Origin of the sequence: Bacillus sp. KICET-3 (assembly GCF_033261025.1) — a bacterium.
GTDB classification, from domain to species: Bacteria; Bacillota; Bacilli; order Bacillales; family Bacillaceae; genus Bacillus; species Bacillus sonorensis.
In genome coordinates, this window is record NZ_CP137345.1 from 3,666,968 (window position 1) to 3,693,953 (window position 26,986).

Consider the following 26,986-nt stretch of genomic DNA (forward strand, 5'->3'; position numbering starts at 1 on the left):
CGCCTCCTGCAAACAACAGGTTTTATTTTATTTGTCATCTTTTTTCTTGTTGTCTTCCTTTTCTTTTTTTTCCTTTTCTGCCTCTTGCTTTGCTTTTTCAGCCTCTTGTGCGGCCTGCTGCTGGTCAGCAGAAGTCTGCTCGGCTTCTTCGGCGTTTTCCGCTTTTTTTCGTCTCTCATTCACTTGTTCGAGTTCTTTTTCAAGCGGTTCAAGCTGTTTTTCTCTTTCTTCGCTCGACAATTTGTCATTCGCTTTGATTTCTTGCTCATATTTGATAATCGCATAGCCGATCCAGCGGTCATCCTCCAACAAGTGGGCCGTTTCTAACGCTTCCTTGTTTTCACCCCGGCCAATTTCAATGAAATACTGGAAATACTTCGGATCGGCCTGAAGCGTAAGCAAATTCAGGGCGACTTCCTGTCCGTTGGCTTCCTTCAGCACATTGTCAACCGCCGCATAAGAATAAGCAAGCTGGTATTGAACAGACTCCGGCATTTCACCGGCATCATATTTATCAAGCGTGCTGATGACTTTGCTGTATTGTTTATTTAAAAAGTAGCGGTTGCTGTCAATAAACGCTGCCTGCTTCGGCTGGATAAAGAACAGTGAATAAAATGAAAATAAAACGGCCGGTATTAAGCATATAATGAGTCCCAATCCTATGTATCTTTGAACCTTCCATTTCTTCTTCGGAAGATGGACAAGCGTTTTTTCTTCGGCATCCAGTTCATCGATCTTCGTTTTGATGAAGGCTTTTAATTCACCGTATGTTTTGCTTGAGATGATGCCTTTGGCCTCGTCTGAGAACTTTATCGTTTCACTGTATTTCAAATAATCTTCAAAGGAAAATTCCCAGTCGACGGCCAGCGCCGCCGCCGCTTTCACTTCATTAAACAGTCTTTCTTCATCGTTTTCGTATGGCGGAATGCTTTCTTTCACTCCATAATGTAAAAATGCGGGGGTGAGTCCCTTGTCAAAGACAATGTTTTCCGGTGCCGCGATCAAGTGCAGCCTGTTGACTGAATGCTCTTCAACAGCCTTGACGAGCTGATAAGCAAACAGCCATTTGCTTTTTTTATTTTTCGTTTTCAAATGGCGAAATGGCTTGTATTCTGACGGAGGCTGAATCGAAATTTGGACTTCATCATCGGTCATAACGGTTTCCTTTTTAAAGGAAGGATTGACTTCTTTGATGACGTTTGCTTCCAAACCGTTTACAAGATTGATTTTTTCTCTTTGAAAACGAATGATATAAGTGTCGTCTTCTTTCGTCATGACCGCCTCTAATTGATTTTCCAGATACGTTTTCTTTTTTTCTGTCATTCATCCAGATCCTTTCATAGTATTTCCAGACGGTCACCTGTCGTAATCCCGCAGTCGGCTAACGTGTATTCGCCTGAAAAAACGGCATCTTTATTCGTCACCCTTACCCAGTACCCTTCGCGCGGAGGCAAGGGGATGCTTTTGGCTTGCCATGCGATATCGATGACCTTTTTAACAGAATGGTAATCTGACAGTCTGAGATCAAAAGCGCCGCCGTCATAGTGCTTTAAATCGATGGTAATGTCGACGTACACAGTTCATCACCTCTCAATAGAAAAAGCGCCGTCATCTTCTTTTGAATTAGGCGCTTCTCTCGTTCTTCTAATCTGTAATTAGCCGCGGATTTGGCTAGCGATGTCTTGGTCAGTGCTTTCAAGAGTGTTAGCAGTCTGATGAAGCTGTTTGGAGACGTCACTTAGAAGTTCAGCCATTTTTAGAAAAGAAGGTCTTAGCTCTTGATATTGCTCTGCGAATGCACGGCTTGATTCACCTTCCCACATATCCTGAAGCTGATTGATCATTTGATCAAGACGCTGGTTTACCTGTTCAGTTACATCTCCGCTTTCCTTTTGATATCTGTCAGCCATTTGCCGGAGTTCCGCCGGCGTCACACGAATGATTCCTGACATATTCCTTATACCTCCTGCGCTATTCGCCCTAGATATGGGCTAAATAACTTATTTTTTTGAACGTTTTTATTATAAAAACAAGATTGAGGCACAGTCAAACAAATCTGTTGTAATTTTACAAAATGAGTCTAAAGGTTTATTGTTCCTCTATTTCCAACCAACTAAAATTATAGATATCTAGTAAAAATATCTCAATTTCAAGTACCGGTACGGATCAGATCAAAAGACATGGTTCTAATAGACTATTCAGGAAGACGCGGTTTGAACCCGAACAGACCATAGTAAAAAGGGTGGATCACATAATAATGAAGGAATTTGGATAGCAAAACAGCCCGCCCCCGTCTTGAGGCAGGCTGTTTTTGCCGATCAGCCGGCTTTTAGCTCAGCATCCTTTTCCTTGTTGTAATGGTGTAAAAAGAAATCGTCGGTTTCTGCGCGGATGACTTTCCATAGCAGAATAAGAGCCACAAGGTTCGGGATCATCATGATAGCGTTCGCCATATCCGCGAAAGCCCAGACGGTGTCCAGGCTTGCCACGGCTCCGTAGTATGCCGCAAACACATACACGATCCGGTAAATCGGCACCCATTTTAAACCGACCAAATATTCCAGACATTTTTCTCCATAAACATACCAGCCGACAATTGTCGAGTAGCCGAAAAAGATGACTGAAAATGTGACGATGTATTTGCCGGCCGCTCCTAATGAAGAAGCAAACGCCGCGTTTGTCAGTGCGCCTGCATCAAGGGACGCATCATGTGCAACGCCTGAGATCAATCCGCCTGAAGGATCCCAAAAGCCCGTAATAATCAGCACAAGCCCGGTCATTGTACAAACGATCAACGTGACAATGAACGTTCCCGTCATCGCAACCAGGGCCGATTTAACGGGATGGTCGGATTTCGCGTTTCCTGCAATCAAAGCCGCTGTTCCGAGACCCGCTTCATTCGAAAAGATCCCTTTTGACATTCCGTTTCTGATCGCTTCTGAAACAACCACACCCGAAAAGCCGCCCGCTGCTGAAACAGGGTTGAAAGCATGGTGGAAAATCAGCTGAAACGCCGGGATGATTTGATCATAGTGCATAAAAATAATGATCAGCGAGCCGCCGATATAAAGGATCGCCATAATCGGCACAAAGATGCTCGCAACAGCACTGACACGCTGAAATCCGCCGAAAATAATCGCCGCCGTTAATACGGCGAGAATAAGGCCGATCACCCAGCCGGGAATTGCAAAGCTTTGAGTAACGACTTCAGAAATCGTATTGGATTGGACCGAGTCTCCGATTCCAAATGAAGCGAGCACACCTGAAAGCGCGAATAAGACGGCAAGCGGCTTCCATTTCTTCCCCAGTCCTTTTTCTACATAATACATCGGTCCCCCGGAGTATTCCCCGCGTTCATTTTTGACCCGGTATTTCACCGCCAGCAGCGCTTCACTGTATTTGGTGGCCATGCCTAAAAGGCCGACGAGCCACATCCAAAACAAAGCGCCCGGTCCCCCGACTGTAATCGCCGTTGCCACGCCGGCGATATTGCCGTTTCCGATCGTTCCGGCAAGGGTCGTCATCAAAGCTTTAAAGTTGCTGACATCCCCTTCTGCCCCGGACGATTCTTTTTCTTTCCCAAAAGCGAGTTTAAATGCATATATTAATCTTTTAAATTGCAGCCCCCGCAGCACCATCGTCAGAAAAATTCCGGTGCCGACAAGCAGGACAATTCCAGGTACTCCCCACAAAATTCCGTTGATTTTCTCTAAAATAAACACTCTTTCCTTCTCCTCTTAATTGCATGCCGTCTCATCATTTATGAAAATTAATAAATGAACTCCAACTTTTTTGTTGATTTTCACAAACAACTATAACCATAATAAAAGTAAGATGGGTATATGTCAAAAAATTTTTTTGCAAACATAAAGTAGGGGTTTTTTATGAACAATCGAATGAATCCTTTTAAATACAACTATGACCGTCTGGAAGATGTCGCAGATCATATCAGCGAAGTGCTGAACTGTCCTATTACAATCGAAGATGTCAATCACCGGCTCCTCGCCTACAGCACACACAGCGACTATACCGATCCGGCGAGAACCTCGACGATTATCGGCCGCCGCGTTCCTGAAAAAGTAATCAACAAGCTCTGGAAAGACGGGACCATCCCCGCTCTGTTGAAAACGGACGAGCCGATCAGAGTAGAACAAATCGATGAAGTCGGACTGAGCAACCGCGTGGCGATTTCAATCTGGAAAAACAGCGAAGTCATCGGATTTATTTGGGCGCTGGAAAGCCATAAAACACTCTCTGACGAAGAGCTGCATCTATTGAAGCTTGCAGCTGAATCCGTAAAAAATAAGCTTTTGCCTTATCAGGTCCGCAAAAGAAAAAACGAACAGCGCAGCCAGGAGTTTTTCTGGAAGCTGCTCACCGGGCACATATCAGAGGAACAGGAAATCGCAGACGGCTTTCACCAGCTCGGCATCAGGGTCCCATCTTCTTATTCCGTTTTGATCGTCCGCCTGAAAAGCGAAATTGAGGAGAAAACCGAAAAACAGCTCAATTATTTATTGGAAACGACACAGCAGGTGCAAATTCTTCTGACAACGCTCGACTACAATGAGCTGATCATCCTCGCTTCTCCGAAAACAGGGGAAAACGGACAGCCCTTCAACGATTTAAAACAATTTGCCGTCAATATCCAAAAACAGCTTGAAGAACGCTATAAGCTGCATGATTGTACCTTGTCGATCGGCGGAATATATGAATCGATCACGCGCGTTCATCAGTCATACCAGGAAGCGCTCTCGGTTTTAAAGGTGAAAGAGCGGTTTGCTGCAGAAACGAAGCACCTTGTCAGTTTTTCTGAGCTTGGCATTTACCAATATCTTGACGTGCTTGCCGAAAAACGAAAGCATGACAGCTATCCCAACTATTCTTTGACACGGCTTGAGGCGTACGACAAGGTACACCATTCCAACCTAGTCGAAACCCTTGAACAATTCATCGAATGCGACAGCAATGTAAACACCGCCGCCAAAAAGCTGAACATTCATGTCAATACATTAAACTACAGGCTCAAGCGGATTAGTAAAATCGCAGAAATCGATTTGAAAAACATTAACGAGAAATTCTCGATTTATCTTGAAATCAAGCTGCAAAACATGCATTTGTGAAATTCCACAAATGCATGTTTTTTTATTTTTCTAATCAAACAAAGAAAATTCAAAAAAATCAATATAAACTAAAGTAACAGAAGTTTTCCTAAAAAAGGAGGAGCGATTCGCGATGATAATCGGGGTTCCAAAAGAAATTAAAAACAATGAAAACAGGGTGGCTTTGACGCCTGGTGCAGCTTCACAGCTGATCGCCGCAGGGCACCGCGTCATCATAGAAGCAAATGCCGGTGCTGGAAGCGGTTTTGACAACGAAGATTATGTATCTGTGGGAGCCGAAATCGCCGAACAGGCGAAAGCCGTCTGGAATGCAGCCGAGATGGTGATGAAAGTAAAAGAGCCCCTTCCGGAAGAATATCCGTATTTCAGAGAAGGCTTGATCTTGTTCACTTATCTGCATCTGGCAGCAGAGCCTTCCCTGGCTGAAGCGCTGAAACAAAAAGGCGTGACTGCCATCGCTTATGAAACGGTGAGCGACGGGCGCTCTCTTCCTTTGCTGACGCCGATGTCGGAAGTAGCCGGACGGATGGCTGCGCAAATCGGCGCGCAGTTCCTTGAAAAGCCAAAAGGAGGAAAAGGAATCTTATTAGCCGGGGTTCCCGGTGTGGCGCGGGGAAAAGTGATCATTATCGGCGGCGGCGTTGTCGGCACAAACGCCGCCAAGGTTGCAGTCGGTCTTGGGGCGGACGTGACCATGATTGACCTGAATGCAGACCGGCTGCGCCAGCTTGACGATCAGTTCGGCCATCAAATTCAAACGCTCATGTCCAATCCGGTCAATATCGCCGACGCTGTGGCTGAAGCAGATCTTCTCATATGTGCAGTGCTGATCCCGGGCGCCAAAGCTCCGACTTTGGTGACGGAGGAGATGGTGAAGCAGATGAAGCCGGGCTCCGTGATCGTCGATGTCGCCATCGACCAGGGCGGCATTGTGGAAACGGTCGATCATATTACGACCCATGACAACCCGACCTACGAAAAACACGGAATCGTCCATTACGCCGTCGCCAACATGCCGGGGGCCGTGCCGAGAACATCTACCGTGGCGTTGACGAATGTTACTGTGCCATACGCTCTTGAAATCGCTAACAAAGGCGCAGTGAAAGCGATCCTCGAAAACGCCGCCTTAAAAGCCGGAGTCAATGTCGCAAACGGACACATCACATATGAAGCGGTGGCAAAAGATTTACAGTATGATTACGTGCCGGTGGAACTGGCGATTGAAAACTCGTCATCCGCCACTGAAGCTTAATAGATGAAAGCAGGGGCTCGCAGCGGGCTCCTGCTTTTTTGGTTGAATCAATATTTGACTCATACGCATATCGGTATTCATTTCACCTATGTAGCGGCTCCGCTAATAGACTAATCAAAGCTGTACCTTTCTTCCTTCCACGGATCTCCCCTCATATGGTAGCCGTTTTTCTCCCAAAATCCTGGATGGTTTTCCTTTGTAAATTGGATACCTCTCAGCCATTTAGCGCTTTTCCAGAAATAGAGATGCGGCATGACGGCTCTGAGCGGGAAGCCGTGCTCAGGAGTGAGCGGAACGCCGTTATACGAATGGGCCAGCAAAGAGGATTCCCTCAAAAAGTCATCAAGGGGAACATTTGTCGTCCAGCCCTCCTCTGCATGAAGGATGACAAATCTTGCTTCCTCAAGCGGCTTGACCCTTTTGGCTATCTCTTTTGTTTTGACGCCTTTCCAGACGGTATCAAGCTTTGACCAGCCTGTCACACAATGTATATCATGGGACACTTCGCTTTGCGGCAGCTTTTTCAGCTCGTCAAAGGTCAACAGAAGCGGAGATTCGACCAGACCGTAAATTTGCAGATTCCATTTTGATAAATCTTGATAATCCGGCACACTCCCGGCATGCAGCACCGGAAATGATGTCGTGACATTTTGGTTGGGTGGCACTCTGTCAGTCAGGCTGTGCCGTTTTATTTTTCCAAAATACATATGGCTCCCTCCCTTTTGTTAACTTATATAAAAACAAGGTTGACAAACTATTCAATCGTCTTTTACGATAATGATGTGACATTCATAGGAGGAACAAACATGAAAAAACAAAAGCTTCGCGCCAGTGACATGGCGCTTGTAGGAATGTTCGCCGCCCTGATGGGGATCGGCGCCAATATGACTTCGTTTGCCCCTTTTCTGCAAATCGGCGGCATCCCGCTTACCATGCAGCCCTTTTTCTGCCTGCTCTCAGGTCTGCTGCTCGGGCGCAGACTAGGAGCGCTTGCAATGATTGTTTATGCGCTCGTCGGCTTTATGGGAGCCCCTGTTTTCGCACACTTTTCCGGCGGAATTTCCGCTCTTTTCAAAGGCAGCGGCGGGTTTATTTTGTCCTATATCCCTGCGGCATATGCCGCGGGCTGGGTGACCGACAGAAAAGCTGATCCGCAAACAAAGCATTTTTTTGCGGCTTCTGTCATCGGTACGGCCGTCATCTATTTCATCGGTGTCAACTATATGTATCTCGCTTTTAAATATTGGCTCAACACGCCGGTAACGTATACGGCGGCATGGAAATCGATGGTCTGGCTTTTTATCAAAGACTTTGCATTTTCCATTCTGCTGGCCGCGCTTGCTTCAAAAGTGTACCGCGCTGTTCAAAAGGCGGCAGGCTTTAATAGAAATCCTTCATTCTAAAAAAACAGAACCGCTTTCAGGTTCTGTTTTTCATTTTAACAAAAAAATTCCCCTTCAGAGGGGAATTTTTTAAAGAACCATCGCTGCGATCCAGCCGAACAGGATGAGCGGAATATTATAATAGATGAATGTCGGAACGCAAGTGTCCCAAATGTGGTGGTGCTGTCCGTCCGCGTTCAAACCTGATGTCGGGCCAAGCGTACTGTCACTGGCCGGAGAACCCGCATCACCCAATGCGGCAGCCGTTCCGATAATGGCGATCGTCGCCATCGGGCTGAAGCCGAGCTGCAGGCAAAGCGGAACAAAAATAGTCGTGATAATCGGAATCGTCGCAAACGATGACCCGATCCCCATCGTAATCAGCAGACCGACAACCAGCATCAGCAATGCCCCAATCACCTGGTTATGGCTGATCATTCCGGTTGATGCTTCCACGAGCGCCTTCACATCTCCGGTTTTTTCAAGCACGCTGGCAAACCCCGCAGCCGCCAGCATCACAAACCCGATAAACGCCATCATGTTCATCCCGTTTGTGATCAGTTCGTCCGCTTCGCCTTTTTTCATCGCACCGCTTACGAATAGCACCACTAAACCGCTGAGAGCGCCGAATATCATGCCGTCAACGTCTAGGCTCTGTGATAAATAAAGCTGCACAGACAATGAAACGGCAATGGCCAGCACCGCGATGGTGAGGCTTTTTTTCGTATAAGACACAGGCTTTTGACCGGCGATTTCCTTCATGTCATATGTGCGGGGTTTACGGTATACAAAAACGGCAAGCAGCAGACCGACAATCATACCCGCAACCGGAATCACCATCGCAACCGGAATATCCGCAAGCGTAACAGAAAGCCCCGCATCTTTCATGTTGTCTTTTAAAATCCCCTGAAAAATCTGTCCAAATCCAACCGGGAGCAAAATATAGGGAGCTGTTAAACCGAAGGTCATCACACATGCGATCAACCTGCGGTCAACTTGCAGCTCGTTTAAAATTTTCAATAAAGGCGGAATCAAAACCGGTATAAATGCGATATGGACGGGAACGACGTTTTGCGACATACATGAAACGATTAAAATCACGAAGACGATCAATACTTTTGAAAGTGTTTTTCGCCGCGCATCCCCTTCTTTGCCGATCAGCCTTACAGCGGCCTCAACCATCGCATCCGGGAGACCCGTTTTTGTCAAGGCAACCGCAAATGCCCCGAGAAGCGCGTAGCTGACCGCTACTGTCGCATTGCCTCCGAGTCCTTCGGTAAAAACGCTGACTGTCTGGCCAAGTCCTAGTCCGCCCGTCAGACCGCCGGCGAGGGCGCCCACCATCAGGGCAATGACGACATTGACCCGCAGCAGGCTTAATATAAGCATAATGATAACCGCAATCACAACTGCATTCATAATGAAACCTCCGAACAAACACTTTAGTTTGCTAATGTAGTAGATAATTAAAGTAATGAACGTATATTATCACATTTTTTGTGATTGCGTCAATGAAGCTTTAACAATATGAAAAATTTGCCCGTAAAAAATCCTCTTCATTAAATGAAGAGGATCATCATTTTACATATTGCCCGCAAACCGCTCCACAAACGTGACAAGGGTTCTCACCATGACGCCTGTTCCGCCTTTTGGTCCAAAGCAAGTGCTTTTATTTGTCGTTGCAGTACCGGCTATATCAAGATGCACCCAAGGCGTCTGCTCTGCGAATTCTCCGAGAAACGTGCCGGCCATGATGGCGTGCCCTTCTCTTCCAGGTGAGTTATTCAAATCGGCCATCTGGCTGTTTTTCACTCTCTTTTTGTCTTTTTCCGTAATCGGAAGCTGCCAGATCGCTTCCCCCGCTTCTTCAGCCGCCTGTCTGAGCTCCTCATAAAGCGGCTCATGATTTGTCATGGCGCCTGTCGTTTCCGTGCCAAGGGCCACGATGATTCCTCCCGTTAGCGTCGCTACATCGATCAGCATGGAGGCTCCATGATGTTTTGCGTAGGTCAAGCCGTCGGCAAGAGCAAGTCTTCCTTCTGCATCCGTATTTAAAATTTCAATCGTTTTGCCGCTGAGCGACACAATGACATCGTCCGGCTTCATGGCGGTCGCTGAAATCATGTTGTCTGTGGACGGGATCACGGCAAGAACATTTTGTTCCGGACGCAGCTCGCCAATCGCTTCCATCGCACCTAACACGCTGGCGGCTCCGCCCATATCTGATTTCATGCCGACAATGCCGTCTTTCGTTTTTAAGGAATAGCCTCCGGTATCAAACGTGATTCCTTTGCCGACCAAACCGATGACATCGTCCCATGTTTCTTTCCCCTGATATTTCAACACGATCATTTTCGGCGGCTCGCTTGATCCTTGGTTGACCGCCAGCAGTCCGCCCATGCCGAGCTCTTCCATTTCCTCTTTTTCAAGAATTTCGCATTCGAATTCGTATTTGGCGGCAAGCTCGGCGGCATAAGAAGCGAGATCTGTGGCGGTCAGCATGTTGCCCGGCATGTTCACAAGCGTTCTCGCCGAATTTGTCGCATGTCCGTACACTTGGCCGACATGGAGGCTCGCCTGGACTTCCTTCAGATCATGGTCTGTCAGGACATAAACGTTTTCCAGAGGACGTTCCGGTTCATTTGATTTATGTTTGTAATCCTGCACTTCATAGCTGGAGAGCATGGCGGATTCCGCCAAAGCATGCGCCGCATCGTTCGCGTTGACGCGATCTGAAACAAAGGTGTCGAGACAGACTGTCAACTCCTGTTTCCTGTCTTTATGAATCATCTGAATGGCTTCGGCAAAGCAATGCTTTGCATCCTCGAATGTAAATTCTGCCTCCCGCCCCAATCCGACTACATACAGCCGTTTGACTCCTGGGAGCGACGGGGTAAATATTTTAGACACTTTCGCTTTTGTGGAGGAGACGTCCCCGTCTTTTAACAGCTGTGTCAGCTGGCCGTTCAACTGGCGGTCGATTTCTTCCGCTTTTCCATTCAATTGGCTTTTTTTAAACAATCCGATCATCAGCGTTTCGTTTTTTTCAAAATCATGAAAGGCGTAAAACATTTGTTCACAGCTCCTTCTCGGCAAAGTGAGTAAAAATGAAACAACAATGTTATAATAGGAAAAACATTTTTCCTCTTTAAAATCCATACCTTTATTTTAGCAAATAAACGTATGTTTTTCTGAATTCATCTTTTATTTTCCTTATAGAAAGGATGTTCTGGGAAATGGAAATCCTCAACAACTTTCCTTTACTGGCTGGCTTCGCCGCAATCTTTTTCGCCCAGTTTATCAAAGTGCCCATTTTTTTCATTGTCTCAAGAAAGTGGGACTGGCGGCTGGTGACAAGCACGGGAGGAATGCCAAGTTCGCATTCGGCGGCCGTCACGGCGCTTTCGACAGGAGTAGCGCTTGATCAGGGGATAGATTCATCTTTGTTTGCCGTCTCTTCAATCTTTGCAGTCATCACGATGTTTGATGCGACAGGAGTCAGGAGGCATGCCGGCGAACAGGCCACCGTTCTCAACCGGCTTGTCAGAGACTTTAACCGCTTCGTCAATGAAGCGAAGGATTTCCCAAAGAGCCATCAGGAAGAAAAGCAAAAGAAATTAAAAGAACTGTTGGGACACCAGCCGATCGAAGTCTTTTTCGGAGGGCTGACGGGAATCGTCCTGACGCTGCTTTTGCACTATATCTTTATGTAGCATTAAAAAAACGTTTAAGCCTGTCCGGTCTTAAACGTTTTTTTGGTTATTCTTTTGCCATTTTGTATTTTTGCCTGAATACCTGCATCGATTTGTTTTCATTCAGCTTTAAGAGATCCTCTTCCGTTACGGAACCGTCTCCTTTTTTAATGACGTATACATCAAGGGTTTTCTTTCCCCATTCATTATAGACGTCTTCAACCGTTTCATAATAGAGGTCAAGACGGTTTCCTTTAATGGCTGATCCTGTATCCGCCACTACGCCATAGCCGTAGTCCGGAATGAACAAAATCGTACCGATGGGAAAAACGGACGGATCGGCTGCAACGGTCGAATACAAATCCCTTTTTACTTTGACACCGGAATATGTAAGCCCGTATTCGGGATGGTGCGGATGTTTTCCCGTAGATTCGACTCCGGCCGTGTACCCGGTCGCAGTCACTTTTTGTTTCGGATATTTGCTCCAGTCAAAAGCGTCTTCAAGCTTTTTCGGTTTGTTTTTAATTTCTTTGGCGGCCGACAGTGATGTCTTTTCCGCTTTTTCTTTCGGAAGTGATTTAAAGGTCAGATGCAATTGTTTGAACGACAACTCCCGTTCCTTTGCCCAGCTTGATATATCCTCAGCCTCCACTCCGGAAACCGCAAAGAAAGTCGTCATAAGAGCCAGGACAAATAAAGCCGACATCAAGAAACGCCTGAATATTGCCATCGCTTTTTTCAATTCTTTCCACTCCTCTCACCATCTAGTTGTTTCCAACAAGGAAAAGAAATATTCAGATGGCGAGAAAGTTTTAAGAAAAGTAAGAAAATTAACCGTGTAAAAAGCCCTCTTCAGGAAAAGAAGAAGGCTTAAAACATTTGATATCCTCTTTTTCGCAATGCTTTGATCGCGATTCCGGATAGCAGGGCCCCGGCCATCCCGCTTGCTAAAATCATGATGTCCGCCGCCGCCAAAGAAGCCACACGGGCAAAGAGTCCGGAAAACGCCTCTCCAGGAGCTTCTACATAGCGTATCAGCTTTTCTTTATTCACAATGAAAAGGCATACAATCGGGTATATGACGGCCATAATCCATGACATCCTGAGCAGCATGTTCAGCAAGAAACCAATTCCGAAAAACAGCACAAAAAACAAGACAACTGAAATAATGACGACTGGTAAACTAATCAAAGCCTTCCACCCCCATGTAACCTCTTTTAGTTTACATTGGAGCAGGAAGACGAGTCAATCATTGGAAAGCCGAATCAGCGGTCTTTTCCTGTTCCACGGCAATTGCTGCACGTTTCAGAGCCGCCGAGCAGAAGCTGAAAGTAGCCCTTTCCGGAACAAAATGTACATGATGAATCAGAATGATGAGGCGAAGAAGAAGTTTTCATCATAAACACACCTTTTTCTCAATTTTCTGATAATAATATCATGAAGATTGTCAATGTTAAAGTCAGAAAATATAACGGATTATTTCATGTAAGCGCTTAAAATATCGGTATTCTTTCTTTTTCTTTTGTTTTTGAAGTTTTAAACGGTACATAAAAAAGCCTGCAATAAATTTGCAGGCTTCTGAGCGTTAGAAAAACTTGAATTTTCCTTTTTTCAGTACGAGCCCCGGTCCGCCGATCAAGAAGAGCGAGCGGTTGTCGATGATTTTTTTCATCATGGAGGCCGTTGTTCCTGTCATTTTTTTGCCGAATGCCACACCGATCGCGTCATGTTCGCCAAGCGATGCGACAGAGCCTTTATTATCGAAAGTAAACGTTTCCGTTTCTTTGCCGTGTATCAAAGCGGCGATGTTTTTGGCGCATGTCTCGCCCTGCTGCATTGAAATTTGGGCGGTCGGCGGATAAGGGCGGTCTGTCTCTTCATTAATGACGAGCGAGCAGTCTCCGATCACGAAAATGTTGTCATGGCCCTCGACCCTGAGATCCGGTTTTACCTTGACACGGCCGCGCATGTTTTCAAATCCGGATTCTTCAATGACCGGATTTCCGCGGACACCCGCTGCCCACACCACTGTTCCGGCCTTGATTTCTTCAGTTTGATCGTCTTTCCCGACAATGATGCCGTCAGGCGTACATTCTTTTACAGCGGTGCCGATCTTAAATTGAACCCCTTTGCCTTCCAGATAATTGACCGCATAATCGACAAGCTCCGGATCAAATCCCGGAAGGACGGACGGCGCCGCTTCAACGCAGATCAAGTTGACCTTCTCACGGTCAATATCATATTCTCTGCACAATTCGGGAATGCGGTTGCCCAATTCGCCCAAAAATTCAATACCGGTAAAACCCGCCCCTCCGACTACGATCGTCAGGCGCTCAGGACGCTTTTCGGCTTCCGTGTTGTATGTTGCAAACTGGTATTCAATATGTTCGCGAAGCTGGCGTGACGTATTGATATTGGAAATCGGAAAGGCATGCTCCTTCAAACCGGAAATCCCAAAAGTCTCGGGAACGGCTCCCAGAGCAACAACAAGGTAATCGTATGAAAGCTCGCCGGTCTCCAGGACGACTTTGTTTTCTTCTTTATTGATTTTCTTAACCGTATCCTGTACAAAGCGGACACGCGACTGATTGATGACGTCTTTGATCTGATAGCGGCATCTGTCATGATGAAGCGTTCCTGCGCTCGCCTCATGCATCCAGGTCGTTTCATAATGATAGTTGTGTTTATTGACAAGCGTGATATCTGCTTCATTGACACCGATTTTTTTGCCGAGTCTTGTAACAGTCATTAATCCTCCATAACCTGCACCTAACACTACTACTTTTGGCTTATTCAACGGAATCACATCCACCTTTTCTATATTTTACTGCCAAGCCGGATTAAAAATAGCCTTTGGGTTATTTTCAACCTGAGGCCGGCTTTTTATGAAAAAAAGTTTGTGAAATCCTTCACTTTAAAACACCAAAAAGCCGCTTTTTTCCGCATTCGATCGACACAAAAGATTCATAAAGAGTTACCGTTTTGTTCACAACTACATCATAGCGATTCATATTTGTTTTTTCAAGATTCAATATGCTTCATGTGCATTTTGAACACGGCCATGGTGGTAAGATTTTCTCACCAAAAAAAACCGGCACGCTCGTATTTATTTTATGTGATATGATATAATTAAGAACAATTTTCACTTAGGGGGCATTATTTTCATGCGTGAAGACTCAAAAGTATATGACATTACCATCATCGGAGGCGGCCCTGTCGGCTTGTTTACCGCGTTTTACGGCGGGATGCGGCAAGCCAGCGTTAAAATCATTGAAAGTCTGCCGCAGCTTGGCGGCCAGCTGTCCGCTCTATATCCGGAGAAATACATATATGACGTGGCCGGCTTCCCTAAAATCCGCGCCCAGGAACTCGTTGACAATCTAAAGGAGCAAATGGATAAATTCGATCAGACTGTTTGCCTTGAACAAGCCGTCGAAAGCGTCGAAAAACAGGCGGACGGCATATTTAAACTCGTCACAAACAAAGAAGTGCATTATTCAAAAACGGTCATCATTACGGCCGGAAACGGCGCTTTCCAGCCGAGAAAGCTTGAGCTTGAATCAGCAGCTCAATTTGAAAACGCGAACCTGCACTACTTTATCGATGATTTGAACAAATTCGCGGGCAAACGCGTCGCGGTATTGGGAGGCGGAGACTCTGCCGTTGACTGGGCGCTTATGCTTGAGCCGATTGCAAAAGAGGTGTCGATCATTCACCGCCGCGACAAATTCCGTGCTCATGAACACAGCGTTGAAAACCTTCATAACTCTAAAGTCAACGTGTTGACCCCGTTTGTTCCGACTGAGCTGATCGGCGAAACAAAGATTGAGCAGCTCGTTATTGAGGAAGTCAAAGGGGAAAGAAAAGAAATCCTGGATGTGGATGATGTTATTGTCAACTTTGGATTCGTTTCATCTCTCGGCCCGATCAAAAACTGGGGGCTCGACATCGAGAAAAACTCCATCAAGGTCAAATCCACGATGGAAACAAACATCCCGGGCTTCTATGCCGCAGGCGACATCTGCACATATGAAGGAAAAGTCAAGCTGATTGCCAGCGGATTTGGAGAAGCTCCAACCGCCGTCAACAACGCAAAAGCCTATATGGACCCTAAAGCGCGCGTTCAGCCGCTTCATTCAACAAGCATGTTTGAGAATAAATAAAAAAAGGAGCCTTACAACCGGCTCCTTTTTATTAGATCAGTTTTATATACGAAAAGATCGTTCCTAAAATCAGGACAATCGTCAATACACCAACAATGCCCGCAGTAGTCAGAATGATGCGGTCTTTGATTTTATCAGCTTTCGGCAGAGGCTCCTTGCAGCCGCACGCTTCACATACTGTTGAACGGTATGGGATCAGCTGGCCGCAGTGTCTGCAGTTTATTTTTTCTTCCAATATTGCACCTCTTTTCATAGGGGGCTTTTGTTCCAAAATGGAACTTGTCCAGTATAGAATAACAAAAGAGCGAATAGAATGTCTTAAGATTCACAAAATATTCTTATATGCACCAAAAAAATCCTCGTTAGGAAGTGACGCTATGTCTTACTACAACAATCGAAACCAGGAACCTCTTCCAAAAGAAGATGTCAGCACGTGGGAATGTACGGCAGAAGAATGCAACGGATGGATGAGAAAAAACTTTACAAGCAGTGACCGCCCTTTATGTCCGCTTTGCAATCAGGAAATGGTGAGCGGCAGCCGCTTTTTAACTTCAATTACCAACAATACAAGCAACCTTCACCGCATCTTTAACCAAAAATAAACACCCCGGCCGTTCTCCATTCGCAGATGTCCTGCTCAAGCCTCCTGAGCGGGACGGTTATTTCCGCTTGTTCCCGGCCCGCATTCAGAAAAACACGCCCTTCTTCATGATGAATGATCTCCATCATCGAAAGGCGTGTTTTTGTTATTTATCTCTCGGGAAAAGGCGTTAACACTCTTCAGGCTTGCCGGCGTTCGCCGCCGTCCGGAATGATGAGCCGCAGCCGCACGATGCGATGGCGTTCGGGTTGTCGATCGTAAAGCCTCCGCCCATCATCGACTGTTTGAAATCAATGACCGTTCCGTTCATGATATCCAGGCTTTCCTGATCAATCAGGAACGTGATGCCATGCTGGACGAATTCATTGTCATTCTCGTTTTTTTCGTGTTCAAATCCCATTCCATATGAAAGACCGCTGCAGCCGCCGCCTTTAACACCGATTCTCAAAAAAGCATTTTCCTCTTCATGCTCCTTCATCATATCTTTAATATGAAGGGCAGCCGCTTCAGTAAGCGTAACGGTTTTATCGCTCATGAAAAAGCACCTCCTCTGGCTGTCATGTGCATCTCTATTATAAATGCCAATCCTTTATTTCTCAAACAGCCTGTTTTCAAACGTAAAATACGCCTTCACATACTGTTTCGGCCGGTCCTGTCATCATGACACGGCCGTCGTCTTTCCAGTTGATGATGAGATCGCCTCCGGCAAGATGAACGGTGATGTCCGTTTCCTTTTTGGCAGATCCGTTTAATACCGAAGCGACCGCTGCCGCACAAGCGCCTGTTCCGCAAGCCTGGGTGATGCCTGAGCCCCTCTCCCATACACGGAAATGAAGTTCCTTCTCGTTCTCCACTTCAACAAACTCCACATTGACGCCTTCCGGAAATCTTTTGTCTTTTTCGATAAGGGGTCCCAGCGTTTCAAGCGGGGCTTCTTCAATACGATCTACATAAAAGACAATGTGCGGATTTCCCATCGAAACGGCGGTTCCTTTCATTTCCCGGCCGCTGAAATCCATCGGTTCATTGATCGTTTCAGAATCCTGATCGCCAAGCATCGGCAGATCGGATTTGAGCAGGCGCGGCTCCCCCATATCGACCGTAGCCGAAACCACTTTTCCGTCCTTGACTTCGACTTCAGCCGTCACAAGGCCTGACAGCGTTTCAATTAAAAATGTTTTTTCTTTTACAAGTTTATGTTCGTAAGCATATTTTGCGACACAGCGCAAACCGTTTCCACAATTCTTCCCTTCGGAGCCGTCGCTGTTGAAAATCCGCATTTTTACGGGCGCCTGATCAGAAGGACAAATCAAAATCATCCCGTCGGAGCCGATTCCCGTATAAACCGAGGAAACCTTGACGGCAAGATCTGATAGCATTTCCTCAGGCAGATTTTCTTCAAATTGATTGACATATATATAACTGTTTCCTAAACCGTGCATTTTAGTAAATCGAAAAACATTCATAGCGGCCTCCAACAATTTTTTTATTTCTTTTAGTATAAAAGCTGAAAGGATGGGACACAATATGATTATCCCCCGTTTTTCATACATAAAAGCTCCCTGCAAATCGTGCAGGGAGCTTTTATCATGCGATAAACATGCCGGCGATCGCCGCGCTTAACAGGTTGGCCAATGTTCCGGCGGCAACGGCTTTTAGTCCGAGGCGCGCGATGTCCTGACGGCGGCTCGGCGCCATTCCGCCCAGTCCTCCAAGCAAAATCGCAACAGAAGACAAATTTGCAAAACCGCAAAGTGCGAAGCTGATAACTGAAACGGTTTTAGCGGACAAATGATCCATCATCGGCGCAAAGTTGGAATAAGCGACAAATTCGTTTAAAACGAGCTTTTGTCCGATAAAGCTTCCGGCCTGAACGGCCTCATGCCAAGGAACCCCAATGACAAAGGCGAGCGGAGCAAAAACATATCCGAGAATGAATTCGAGAGACAGCCCTTTAAATCCAAACCAGCTGCCGATTCCTCCGAGAATCCCGTTCAGCACGGCAATCAAAGCAACAAATGCAAGCAGCATCGCACCGACGTTTAAAGCAAGCTTCAAACCTGTTGACGCTCCTTTTGCCGCGGCGTCGATGACATTTGCGGCATCCTCGTCATCAGCCATTTGAATATCTTTTGACGTTGTTTTTGCTGTTTCAGTTTCCGGAATCAGCATTTTTGCCATAATCAATCCGGCAGGTGCAGCCATAAAGCTTGCCGCCAGCAAGTATTCAAGCGGAACCCCCAGAAGGGCGTAGCCAAAGAGAACAGAACCGGCAACTGATGCCAATCCGCCCGTCATGACGGCAAACAGCTCAGACTTTGTCAATCCCGCGATAAACGGCTTAATGACAAGCGGAGCCTCTGTTTGGCCGACAAAAATATTCGCGGCCGCAGAAAGAGATTCAGTTTTGCTTGTTCCAAGAAGTTTCGATAATCCGCCGCCGATCACACGAATAATCACCTGCATGATTCTTAAGTGGTAAAGGACGGCAATCAGTGATGAAAAGAAGATGATAACGGGTAAAACGCTTAAAGCAAAGGCCGGGCTGTCCCCCACCTTTAAAAGAGGTCCGAAGATAAAGCTGATCCCTTCATTTGCGAAATTCACAAGATGCTGAACCGATTTCGTAAACGACAGGAAGGCCTCTCGACCCATTTCCCATTTGAGCACGATAAATCCGAACAAAAGCTGGATCGCCAGACCGATTAAAATCGTCCTGATATTTATTTTGGTTTTATGTTCTGACAGTAAGAACGCTATCGCGAAAACGACGATAATACCAAGAAGTCCCCATAATATGTTCAATGACCACACCTCTGAAAGAATTTTTAAACTTTTATTAAGATAACAATTAATCATTTGCCTGTCCACAAAAATTTTTACGGATCATCCGCATATATGTAAACTCTTTCAAAAAATGCTTATAAAAAACGGAATCATCTTATGATCCCGCCTACATGATGTCATTTTCTTCAATGAATGTATATATATTTTCGACCAATTCAGCCGGATTATTCCCTGAAACCATCTCTCCGTTGACAAGGGCGAACAGCGTCTGCATGCATTGACCGCAGTAGCTTAAACAGCCGTACTCGACAACGTCTAAATTCGGATCTTTTTCCAAAATTTCTTTTGCCGCTTGAGAACCTTGGGCAAGATTGCTGACACAAAATTCAACGATTGGAAACACTGTTTATTCACCTCACATCGTTTTTTTATCGTACCCTAATGTCCTTTCATTAGTCAAAATATACGATCTGAGCAATCCACCTTTTGTAACATATTAATTATCCAAAAAAGTTTTACTAATTCTGTTTTTACGGCGTAAGTGTAGGTTATTTTTTAAGAAATATTGTGATTTTGCATCAAATTAGATATAATTCTAGAGGGTATTTACATAGTTTTTTATTTTTGCAGTGTAAAAAGATAACTTTTTTGAATCTGAGGGGAAAAGGGGAATTAGCAATGAGAAATTTAGTCTTGCTTGGCGGCGGTTACGGAAATATGCGTGTCATTCACCGTCTATTGCCGAATCAGCTGCCTGATGATGTGATGATCACTTTAATTGACAGAAACCCTTACCATTGTTTGAAAACGGAGTATTATGCTCTTGCTGCCGGAACGATTTCTGATCATCATATCAGAGTGTCCTTCCCGGATCACCCTAAGTTAACGATTGAATACGGCAACATATCGGCTGTTGATTTGAAACAGAAAAAGGTGCTGTTTCACGACAGAGAGCCGATTTCCTATGATGATGCAGTGATCGGGCTTGGCTGCGAGGATAAATATCACAATGTTCCCGGAGCGCCTAACTATACCTACAGCATTCAGACGATCGACGAGTCACGCCGTACTTACCAGGCGCTCAACAATTTGAATGCCGAAGCGACCGTCGCGATCGTCGGGGCAGGACTCAGCGGCGTCGAGCTTGCTAGCGAATTAAGGGAAAGCAGAAAGGATTTAAACATCATTCTCTTTGACCGCGGCGAACTGATTTTGTCCAGCTTCCCTAAGCGGCTCAGCAAATATGTTCAAAGCTGGTTTGAAGAGCATGGCGTAAACATTATTAACTGCGCCAACATTACAAAAGTGGAGGAAGGCGCCGTCTACAACCATGATGATCCGGTTCGTGCCGATGCGATTGTCTGGACCGCCGGAATTCAGCCGAATCATGTCGTCCGTGATCTTGACGTGGAAAAAGATCCGCAAGGCCGCGTCGTCCTGACGCCGCACCACAATTTGCCGGGAGATGAACACGTTTATGTCGTCGGAGATTGCGCAAGCCTTCCTCACGCACCAAGCGCACAGCTTGCCGAAGCACAGGCGGAACAAATCGTTCAGGTTCTCGAGTCCCGCTGGAAAGGCGAGCCTCTTCCGGAAACAATGCCAAAATTCAAGCTGAAAGGCGTCCTCGGTTCACTCGGCAAGAAAGCAGGATTCGGACTCGTCGCAGAACGCCCGCTGATCGGCAGGGTTCCGCGCTTATTAAAATCAGGGCTGCTGTGGATGTATAAGCATCATAATGGATAGGGTTTCGCCATCATTATATTATTCCTTTCATAAACTCAGGAAAGCTCATCTGTCTTGATGAGCTTTCCTGAGTTTTGCAGTTTTCAATTCCCTTTATCCGCTTCATTAAAATTACAACCTCTTTAAAAAGCCCATCATTTTCTCAAATGCTATTCGCGATGACCTGCTGTTGTATGCCGCAGAGTAGGGATCGTTAAACCCGTGCGCACCCGGCAGTTTGTCCGCTTTGATGTTCTTTCTGTTTAAAGCTGATATCAATTCATTAATGTGAAAGGATCGTTCTTCTTCCGCAAAGAAAAGCATGACTGGACATGCAGGCGATGTCTCCAAGTAATCTCTAATACGGGAACCGTAGTATCCGACAATTCCATCAACATGGTCATCTTCACTGCACAGCCAGGCAATAGTCGCTCCCACACTGAATCCAGCTATTATGACCTTTTGGTATTGATCTTTCAAATTCATTGCCAGCGTTTTTATTTTGTGAGAAGCATCGATAAAACCGACCTTCTCTATAAAATGATGATAGGCGGCTTTCTCGTCCGAATAATCGAAGGGTTCTTCCCTATGCAATAAATTCGGACAGACGACAGCAAAACCGGCCGCAGAAAGCGATTGACAAACATCTTGGATATGCTTGTTAATACCGTATATTTCATGAAGTACGATGACGGCTGCAGAGGAATTTTTCTGAATATCTATCATTGATCCGGCTCCTTATCCTGCTCAAATTCATTATGTACGGCCCCTCAGCAATATGCTGTAGCGGAGGTGGACTGCCCCGATGTGATAACATCCATGGCATCCGCGACAGTTCGTGCCTGCTTCCTCAATAGAAAAGAAACAAACGCGGCCAAAGGCTGCCAGTTTATCGATTTGAAAGAGGCGCCGATCTTGGCGCCTCTTTCAAATCGATGGCCGTGAGCGGACAAAACCGCCCGCGGCTTGTCCAATCGCGTCCGCCAGCTTCATGCTGTTACATCCGCTTTTGTGTTAGCGGCATCAGATACAAGCGATGTTCCGGTATAGCGATCAAGAAAGATCGCTCGTCCGGCAAGCTGTTTTGCGGATGAATGCTCAAGAAAAATGGCTCGCCCGGCAAACTCGGCATTCCCCTTCGGCTGGGAAGCGAAGCTTAGAGCGGCAAGGCTGGCGAAAACGGCCGCTGAAACAACGGCAAGAATCTTTTTCACTTTAACTCCTCCGTTCTTTTAAGAATTTGGTCTCTTGCATGATGAGACTCTTCAAAGTATCCAGCCGCATTGTGTACATCACCATTTTTTTTGTAATAATGAGCAATATCTAATGTTAATTCCGCTATATCTGTCCAAAGATTGATCGTTTTAAGATATTCTAAAGCATGTTCAATCATAAGCGAATCGTGTTCATCATACAGAGCATGAATAAGTTTAAATTTCGACAAATATTCCCTTTCTCCTGCTTTTTTCGCACGGGAAAATCCTTTTTCATACCAGTCGCGCGCTTCCTTAAAAAGCCCTAATTTATAGAGAACATGCGTCAATTCAAACATCGAGTGGATGCCGTATACCGATTCTTCATGCTCTTTTAACACTAGCGCTTCTTTAAAGTGCTTTTCGGCCAGTGCGAGGAGATCCCGGCTGACATAGCTCAGGCCTAAGTTGTGATGCGCCATGCCGATGAGGATGTTGTGCTGAATCTGTTCAGCGTCTTTCAAGGCTTGTTTATAATGTTTTTCCGCTTCATCAAAATGAAATAAATCGAGTTTATTCGCTGCGATAAGCATTTCGCTGCTTATCGCTTTTTGAATGTAGTCATCATGGGTTTTGAATGTTTTTAAGGCTGTTTTCGCATGGTTTAAGGAGAAGAAATTTTGTTTGATTTGATAGTAGGCGATCGCCAGTTTGTAATGGAATTCGGCATTTTCGATTTGATCGGGGATCTTTCTGAGCTTGTCCTCAGCCAATTTGTAGTAATTGATTGCATTTGTGTAATCCTTTTTGTGAAATTCATACATGCCTGCGAAAAAGAAAAAATAGTATTCAATCATGTCATCAGTGCTCTGTATATCCGCTTTCTGGTGCTGAATGTCTTTAAACAATCGGGTCGATTCGGCAAATTTTTCTGTCAGCAGTTTATGCCGATAGTCTAAAAGATTAAAATAGAGCAGCAAATCTTGATTTTCTTCCATATTCGGAAGCTGATGTTCAATATCGTATTTTATGGAGACCGCTTGGGATATTTCGTGGCGTTTGATCATAACATACCATTGATTCAGCATTTTAGCGACTTCTTCGTAGGCAATTTTCGTTTTCAATCGATCATCCTTCCTTTCATCCCTCTCTCTTTTCCTTTTTATGGGTTGTTTTTCATTTTACAGAATGGAGCATTTTTTGACAATCCATTTTTCTAAATATTAGCAAAATTTCCTAATATGACTTACATTTCTTTTTTTACGCTTAATTTTTGACAAATGTTTTGAATTGACAGCTTATAACAAGAAAATTATAATTATATATGTAAACATCAACATGTTTTAATTTACAACGAAAAGGAGCGGTTCATATGAATCAAGATGTCAAAGATTTTGTTGGAAGCCATATGATCTATACCTATGAAAACGGCTGGGAATATGAAATCTACATTAAGAATGACCATACAATCGATTACCGCATTCACAGCGGCATGGTCGCGGGCCGCTGGGTTCGCGATCAGGAGGTCGACCTTGTCAAGCTGACTGAAGGCGTTTATAAGGTGTCATGGACAGAACCGACAGGCACTGACGTTTCGCTGAACTTTATGCCAAAAGAAAAACGTATGCACGGCATTATTTTCTTTCCTAAATGGGTTCATGAACGTCCGGACATTACGGTCTGCTATCAAAATGACCATATTGATTTAATGGAAGAATCACGCGAAAAATATGAGACATATCCAAAATATGTCGTACCAGAGTTCGCGGACATCACGTTTATGGAAAATGCGGGGGCCGATAATGAAGAATTGATTTCCAAAGCGCCTTATCCCGGAATGACGGATGACATCCGCGCCGGAAAACGGGTGTAACATAAGTGCAAAGAAGCTAGGGAGGAAACTTTCTCTTTTTATTGATATAAGGACTGAACTTTTGTTAAATCGGCCAGCAGCGCTTTGATGTCTTTTTGTGATAAAGGAACAAGCATTTGGTCATAAAGGGTGACGATCTGTCCGTCTTCTTCATGCTCATGCTGCTCCAAGTATTGCTGCAAAGCCCGCAGTTGGCTTTCATTCAAACTTGTTTGCGTGTGAAACTGTTTGATTGTTTTTAAAGAAAACACGTTCATCTCGCGATCAAAATCGCCTGTTACGATTTGTCCTTCAATAAAAGACATGTCTACCACTCCTGCACTTTTTTCTTTAGTTTGTCCCTTTTTTCAACAGATCAACCATGCATAAAAAAACAGCAAGGCTTTAACATCCCTTGCTGTTTTTTATATTGCCGGCTGATATCCCTGCGTTTCCATTTCTTTATATACGTCCTTCAGCTTCGGATTGCCTTCGCCGACCACTTGATCGCCGATCAGGACCAATGGATAGAAGTATTCGTCATTTAATATTTTTTGTGAGATCTCTTGCTTTTTTTGATCATGTGCAGGCGGATGATGAATATCAATGTAGGTAATCGAAAACGGCTGGTCCGGATACTTTCTTTTGAGTGCGGCTTCAAGCCATTCGTATGTTTCTTTTGATGAAGGCAGATTCACACAGCTCGGACAAAGAACGTCGGCTCCGTAAACAAAAAGCTCGGCTGGTTTTGTCATGTCAAAACGCTCCTTTCCCTTTTCTTTTATTTTAGTCTATTTTCATCGTGTGCTCCATATTTGATATGAAAATCGTTTTTTGTCTTTAGCGGCAAATATGATATAATAGGTGGGAAAACGCTGAAACTAAACAATAGCTTTTTATTGTTCGACTGAATATAATGGTTGTATGATTTGAAAGGAGCGATATGAATGGCGACAGAAGTCGAAATGAAAGAACAGGTGCAGGAAGTGCTGGACAAACTTCGTCCGTTTTTACTCCGTGACGGCGGAGATTGTGAGCTTGTTGACGTCGAAGACGGTATCGTAAAGCTTCGTCTTCTCGGCGCATGCGGAAGCTGCCCAAGTTCCACGATCACGCTGAAAGCGGGAATCGAGCGCGCCCTTTTGGAAGAGGTTCCGGGCGTTATCGAGGTAGAGCAAGTATTTTAATCAACAAAAAGGCTGCCCGGCATCATGGCAGCCTTTTTTATTTATAAATGGCTATCAAACCATCCTGAAATATATTGCAGCCGTTTGATTCTCTGCTTCGGATGGCCGCTTCTTGATAAATCGTGTGATGCATTCGGAAACCTGACGAGCTTTACTTTCTTGCCCATTTTTTTCAATGCTGTAAACAGCTGTTCCGCCTGTTCAATCGGACATCTGTCATCCCGTTCGCCATGCAGGATTAATAATGGGGTTTCAACCCGGTCGGCATATTTCAGGGGGGAGCGATCCCACAGTTTGTCCGGATTTTCAAAGAGGTCCGCCCCGATCTGCCATTCAGTGAAAAAGTAGCCGATATCACTGACACCGTAAAAGCTGACCCAGTTGGAAATCGACCGCTGCGTCACAGCGGCTTTAAAACGATTCGTATGGCCGACGGCCCAGTTTGTCATAAAACCGCCGTAGCTTCCCCCGGTGATCCCGATCCTGTCGTGATCAATAAACTGGTAACGGTCTAAAACATGGTCGACGGCCGCCATGACGTCCTCAAAGTCTCCGCCCCCGTAGTCGCCTCTGACCCTGTTGACGAAATCCTGTCCATAGCCGTGGCTCCCTCTCGGATTCACATAGACGACCGCGCTGCCTTTAGCGGCCAGCACCTGGAATTCATGAAAGTAGGCATTGGCATACATGGCGTGCGGCCCGCCGTGAACCTCCAAAATAAGCGGATATGTCTTTCCTTTTTCAAATCGGGCGGGCTTGATCAGCCATCCGTGCACCGTTAAACCGTCAGTCGTTGCAAATTGAAGCTCTTCCGGTTCTGAGATGATGCGTTCTTCGATAAACGCTTTGTTAACATTCGTCAGCCGTACTGCCTGATCTTCGCCCAGCGCGATATCGTACAGCTCGCTCGGCCAAACAGGAAGGGTGATGGAAGCGGCGAATCCCGTCTCATCCGGGTGGAGGCTAAATCCGTTTACATGTTCTTTTTCCAGGCGGACCGGATAAGCGAGTCCTTCTGTCGATATGTAATAAATGCCGGTCGATCCCTGCTCGGTCCCGATCACATAAAAGCCTTTGCCATCCTTTGTCCAGGCCGGCTTTGGCAGCACGCCGCCGACAAGGCTGTCACCCACCACCGCATCATTTAAATGGACGTCAAGCATGTCGGTTAAACAAACAAGCTCCCCTTTCTCCACATCATACAGCCAAGCTTTATCAAGCGTCGCATTTTCAAACTCTTGTTCATGTCCTAAAAAAGCAAGGTATTTTCCGTCAGGCGAAAATGACGGCGAAGAAAACATCCCGTTTTGTCCTGTCAGACGTTTGATCTCACCGGTTGACAGCGTCATGATATAAACATCGTTTACCCGGCTGTCTTCTTTTTCGGTCAAATTCGCGCAAAAAGCAATGGTTTTTCCGCATGGTGAAAACGTGTGGCCGGCATGGTCTCTTTCGTGCTTTGTGATTTGCCTGATTTCCCCCGTATCCAGCTGAACGAGCACAAGCTGTGTATATTTTCCTCTTTTGAAACCTTGTCCGTCGGCTTTATATGTTAAAGAATCGACCTCCAACGGTTCGTAATCTTCAATTTCAGGCTTTTTTTCATCTGTGACGCTTTCGTCTTTCGTTAATTTGACAGAGCAAAGCAAATAGTTTCCGTCAGGCGACCAGACAGGCTGGTTGACATCATAAGGGATATCAGTCGCCTTTCTCGCTTCGCCACCGGCTGTATGGATAACGTAAACTTGTGATGTCTCCTCCCGGTTGGACGTAAATGCGAGCATCCTGCCGTCAGGGGACCATCGAGGGTGCTGATTCCTTCCATTTCCAAACGTCCATTGCGCCGATTCCTGCGCATCGGTATCAAAGACGTAAATGTGAGCGTCATAGGAATCTTGTTTTTTGTTGACTTTTGTCTGCACATAAGCCAGCTTCTTGCCGTCAGGCGAATACTGGGGATCTGTAATGGATACCAGCCGGGTAAGATCTGCTTCTGTTATGGCCTGCTTCAATGGCGATTCTCCTCCTC

Annotated in this window: 30 protein-coding genes and 1 pseudogene; 9 read left to right on the plus strand and 22 right to left on the minus strand. The window is 45.6% G+C overall.

Annotated elements, in window-relative coordinates; genetic code table 11:
• Positions 1–27 precede the first annotated feature (27 nt).
• From essB to R5H20_RS18805, 4 genes are all read right to left on the minus strand, one after another.
• Positions 28–1,323 carry a type VII secretion protein EssB gene (essB, locus tag R5H20_RS18790; protein WP_006638915.1) on the minus strand — a complete coding sequence of 432 codons (1,296 nt, stop codon included), beginning with the start codon at positions 1,321–1,323 and terminating at the stop codon, positions 28–30.
• A 14-nt stretch (positions 1,324–1,337) separates the two neighbouring features.
• Positions 1,338–1,577 carry an ESX secretion system protein YukD gene (locus R5H20_RS18795; protein WP_006638916.1) on the minus strand — a complete coding sequence of 80 codons (240 nt, stop codon included), beginning with the start codon at positions 1,575–1,577 and terminating at the stop codon, positions 1,338–1,340.
• 78 nt (positions 1,578–1,655) lie between these two features.
• Positions 1,656–1,952, minus strand: coding sequence for a WXG100 family type VII secretion target (locus tag R5H20_RS18800; protein WP_006638917.1), 297 nt, complete (start codon positions 1,950–1,952; stop codon positions 1,656–1,658).
• A gap of 366 nt (positions 1,953–2,318) precedes the next feature.
• Complete coding sequence (locus tag R5H20_RS18805) at positions 2,319–3,722, minus strand: alanine/glycine:cation symporter family protein (RefSeq protein ID WP_006638918.1); 1,404 nt, start codon at positions 3,720–3,722, stop codon at positions 2,319–2,321.
• A gap of 162 nt (positions 3,723–3,884) precedes the next feature.
• Here R5H20_RS18805 and R5H20_RS18810 point away from each other — a divergent pair, with 162 nt between their 5' ends.
• Together R5H20_RS18810 and ald are read left to right on the plus strand one after the other, a co-directional pair.
• A complete protein-coding gene (locus R5H20_RS18810) occupies positions 3,885–5,123 on the plus strand; it encodes a sporulation transcriptional activator AdeR (protein ID WP_040348527.1) in 1,239 nt (412 codons plus the stop codon).
• A 112-nt stretch (positions 5,124–5,235) separates the two neighbouring features.
• Positions 5,236–6,375, plus strand: coding sequence for an alanine dehydrogenase (gene ald, locus R5H20_RS18815; RefSeq protein WP_006638920.1), 1,140 nt, complete (start codon positions 5,236–5,238; stop codon positions 6,373–6,375).
• Positions 6,376–6,485: 110 nt separating this feature from the next.
• Here the strand turns inward: ald and R5H20_RS18820 are convergent, their stop codons facing one another.
• Positions 6,486–7,082: a sulfite oxidase-like oxidoreductase gene (locus tag R5H20_RS18820; protein WP_006638921.1), complete on the minus strand. Its 597-nt coding sequence runs from the start codon at positions 7,080–7,082 to the stop codon at positions 6,486–6,488.
• 99 nt (positions 7,083–7,181) lie between these two features.
• On the opposite strand from R5H20_RS18820, the gene R5H20_RS18825 reads away from it, so the two are divergent.
• On the plus strand, positions 7,182–7,778 hold the full coding sequence (locus R5H20_RS18825) for a biotin transporter BioY (RefSeq protein ID WP_006638922.1): 597 nt from the start codon (positions 7,182–7,184) through the stop codon (positions 7,776–7,778).
• 69 nt (positions 7,779–7,847) lie between these two features.
• Here the strand turns inward: R5H20_RS18825 and R5H20_RS18830 are convergent, their stop codons facing one another.
• On the minus strand, positions 7,848–9,176 hold the full coding sequence (locus R5H20_RS18830) for a Na+/H+ antiporter family protein (protein WP_006638923.1): 1,329 nt from the start codon (positions 9,174–9,176) through the stop codon (positions 7,848–7,850).
• 162 nt (positions 9,177–9,338) lie between these two features.
• Positions 9,339–10,829 carry a leucyl aminopeptidase gene (locus R5H20_RS18835; protein ID WP_006638924.1) on the minus strand — a complete coding sequence of 497 codons (1,491 nt, stop codon included), beginning with the start codon at positions 10,827–10,829 and terminating at the stop codon, positions 9,339–9,341.
• A 164-nt stretch (positions 10,830–10,993) separates the two neighbouring features.
• Here R5H20_RS18835 and R5H20_RS18840 point away from each other — a divergent pair, with 164 nt between their 5' ends.
• On the plus strand, positions 10,994–11,470 hold the full coding sequence (locus tag R5H20_RS18840) for a divergent PAP2 family protein (protein ID WP_006638925.1): 477 nt from the start codon (positions 10,994–10,996) through the stop codon (positions 11,468–11,470).
• Between the two features lie 46 nt (positions 11,471–11,516).
• Here R5H20_RS18840 and R5H20_RS18845 read toward each other — a convergent pair whose 3' ends face one another.
• The 4 genes from R5H20_RS18845 to R5H20_RS18860 all read right to left on the minus strand — a co-directional run bounded on the left by R5H20_RS18845 (position 11,517) and on the right by R5H20_RS18860 (position 14,252).
• On the minus strand, positions 11,517–12,179 hold the full coding sequence (locus R5H20_RS18845) for a 3D domain-containing protein (RefSeq protein WP_029418739.1): 663 nt from the start codon (positions 12,177–12,179) through the stop codon (positions 11,517–11,519).
• A gap of 140 nt (positions 12,180–12,319) precedes the next feature.
• Complete coding sequence (locus R5H20_RS18850) at positions 12,320–12,640, minus strand: YuiB family protein (protein WP_006638927.1); 321 nt, start codon at positions 12,638–12,640, stop codon at positions 12,320–12,322.
• 74 nt (positions 12,641–12,714) lie between these two features.
• On the minus strand, positions 12,715–12,846 hold the full coding sequence (locus R5H20_RS18855) for a YuiA family protein (protein ID WP_006638928.1): 132 nt from the start codon (positions 12,844–12,846) through the stop codon (positions 12,715–12,717).
• Between the two features lie 188 nt (positions 12,847–13,034).
• The gene (locus R5H20_RS18860) at positions 13,035–14,252 is read right to left on the minus strand and encodes an NAD(P)/FAD-dependent oxidoreductase (RefSeq protein ID WP_162148091.1); all 1,218 of its coding nucleotides are present in this window, start codon (positions 14,250–14,252) and stop codon (positions 13,035–13,037) included.
• Positions 14,253–14,613: 361 nt separating this feature from the next.
• Here R5H20_RS18860 and yumC point away from each other — a divergent pair, with 361 nt between their 5' ends.
• Entirely contained in the window at positions 14,614–15,612 is a 999-nt protein-coding gene (gene yumC, locus R5H20_RS18865; protein ID WP_006638930.1) for a ferredoxin--NADP reductase 2, read from the plus strand.
• A gap of 31 nt (positions 15,613–15,643) precedes the next feature.
• Here the strand turns inward: yumC and R5H20_RS18870 are convergent, their stop codons facing one another.
• The gene (locus tag R5H20_RS18870; RefSeq protein ID WP_006638931.1) at positions 15,644–15,847 is read right to left on the minus strand and encodes a hypothetical protein; all 204 of its coding nucleotides are present in this window, start codon (positions 15,845–15,847) and stop codon (positions 15,644–15,646) included.
• 142 nt (positions 15,848–15,989) lie between these two features.
• Here R5H20_RS18870 and R5H20_RS18875 point away from each other — a divergent pair, with 142 nt between their 5' ends.
• Positions 15,990–16,214, plus strand: a complete 225-nt coding sequence (locus R5H20_RS18875; protein ID WP_006638932.1) for a cold-shock protein — start codon at positions 15,990–15,992, stop codon at positions 16,212–16,214.
• A 168-nt stretch (positions 16,215–16,382) separates the two neighbouring features.
• Here the strand turns inward: R5H20_RS18875 and R5H20_RS18880 are convergent, their stop codons facing one another.
• From R5H20_RS18880 to R5H20_RS18895, 4 genes are all read right to left on the minus strand, one after another.
• The gene (locus tag R5H20_RS18880) at positions 16,383–16,748 is read right to left on the minus strand and encodes a HesB/IscA family protein (RefSeq protein ID WP_006638933.1); all 366 of its coding nucleotides are present in this window, start codon (positions 16,746–16,748) and stop codon (positions 16,383–16,385) included.
• A gap of 76 nt (positions 16,749–16,824) precedes the next feature.
• Positions 16,825–17,679, minus strand: a complete 855-nt coding sequence (gene dapF, locus R5H20_RS18885) for a diaminopimelate epimerase (protein WP_006638934.1) — start codon at positions 17,677–17,679, stop codon at positions 16,825–16,827.
• 121 nt (positions 17,680–17,800) lie between these two features.
• Complete coding sequence (locus R5H20_RS18890) at positions 17,801–19,018, minus strand: NupC/NupG family nucleoside CNT transporter (RefSeq protein ID WP_006638935.1); 1,218 nt, start codon at positions 19,016–19,018, stop codon at positions 17,801–17,803.
• A 148-nt stretch (positions 19,019–19,166) separates the two neighbouring features.
• Positions 19,167–19,403 (minus strand): YuzB family protein, encoded by a 237-nt coding sequence (locus R5H20_RS18895; RefSeq protein WP_006638936.1) that lies wholly within the window; start codon positions 19,401–19,403, stop codon positions 19,167–19,169.
• Positions 19,404–19,678: 275 nt separating this feature from the next.
• Here R5H20_RS18895 and R5H20_RS18900 point away from each other — a divergent pair, with 275 nt between their 5' ends.
• Entirely contained in the window at positions 19,679–20,746 is a 1,068-nt protein-coding gene (locus R5H20_RS18900; RefSeq protein WP_006638937.1) for an NAD(P)/FAD-dependent oxidoreductase, read from the plus strand.
• A 111-nt stretch (positions 20,747–20,857) separates the two neighbouring features.
• Here R5H20_RS18900 and R5H20_RS18905 read toward each other — a convergent pair whose 3' ends face one another.
• The 3 genes from R5H20_RS18905 to R5H20_RS18915 all read right to left on the minus strand — a co-directional run bounded on the left by R5H20_RS18905 (position 20,858) and on the right by R5H20_RS18915 (position 23,042).
• Positions 20,858–21,451: a dienelactone hydrolase family protein gene (locus R5H20_RS18905; protein WP_006638938.1), complete on the minus strand. Its 594-nt coding sequence runs from the start codon at positions 21,449–21,451 to the stop codon at positions 20,858–20,860.
• A 263-nt stretch (positions 21,452–21,714) separates the two neighbouring features.
• Positions 21,715–21,939 carry a hypothetical protein gene (locus tag R5H20_RS18910; RefSeq protein WP_006638939.1) on the minus strand — a complete coding sequence of 75 codons (225 nt, stop codon included), beginning with the start codon at positions 21,937–21,939 and terminating at the stop codon, positions 21,715–21,717.
• Positions 21,936–23,042: a response regulator aspartate phosphatase gene (locus R5H20_RS18915; RefSeq protein WP_006638940.1), complete on the minus strand. Its 1,107-nt coding sequence runs from the start codon at positions 23,040–23,042 to the stop codon at positions 21,936–21,938. The genes R5H20_RS18910 and R5H20_RS18915 overlap by 4 nt, the downstream gene beginning before the upstream one ends.
• Positions 23,043–23,290: 248 nt before the next feature.
• Here R5H20_RS18915 and R5H20_RS18920 point away from each other — a divergent pair, with 248 nt between their 5' ends.
• Positions 23,291–23,791: a phenolic acid decarboxylase gene (locus R5H20_RS18920; protein WP_029418743.1), complete on the plus strand. Its 501-nt coding sequence runs from the start codon at positions 23,291–23,293 to the stop codon at positions 23,789–23,791.
• Between the two features lie 38 nt (positions 23,792–23,829).
• Here R5H20_RS18920 and R5H20_RS18925 read toward each other — a convergent pair whose 3' ends face one another.
• Positions 23,830–24,096 (minus strand): hypothetical protein, encoded by a 267-nt coding sequence (locus R5H20_RS18925; protein WP_006638941.1) that lies wholly within the window; start codon positions 24,094–24,096, stop codon positions 23,830–23,832.
• A 99-nt stretch (positions 24,097–24,195) separates the two neighbouring features.
• Positions 24,196–24,525 carry a YuzD family protein gene (locus R5H20_RS18930; protein ID WP_006638942.1) on the minus strand — a complete coding sequence of 110 codons (330 nt, stop codon included), beginning with the start codon at positions 24,523–24,525 and terminating at the stop codon, positions 24,196–24,198.
• Between the two features lie 169 nt (positions 24,526–24,694).
• On the opposite strand from R5H20_RS18930, the pseudogene R5H20_RS18935 reads away from it, so the two are divergent.
• Positions 24,695–24,957 (plus strand): annotated as a pseudogene (locus tag R5H20_RS18935) (NifU family protein).
• Positions 24,958–24,998: 41 nt separating this feature from the next.
• On the opposite strand, the gene R5H20_RS18940 reads toward R5H20_RS18935, so the two are convergent.
• On the minus strand, positions 24,999–26,969 hold the full coding sequence (locus R5H20_RS18940; protein WP_006638944.1) for a S9 family peptidase: 1,971 nt from the start codon (positions 26,967–26,969) through the stop codon (positions 24,999–25,001).
• Between the last annotated feature and the right edge of the window lie 17 nt (positions 26,970–26,986).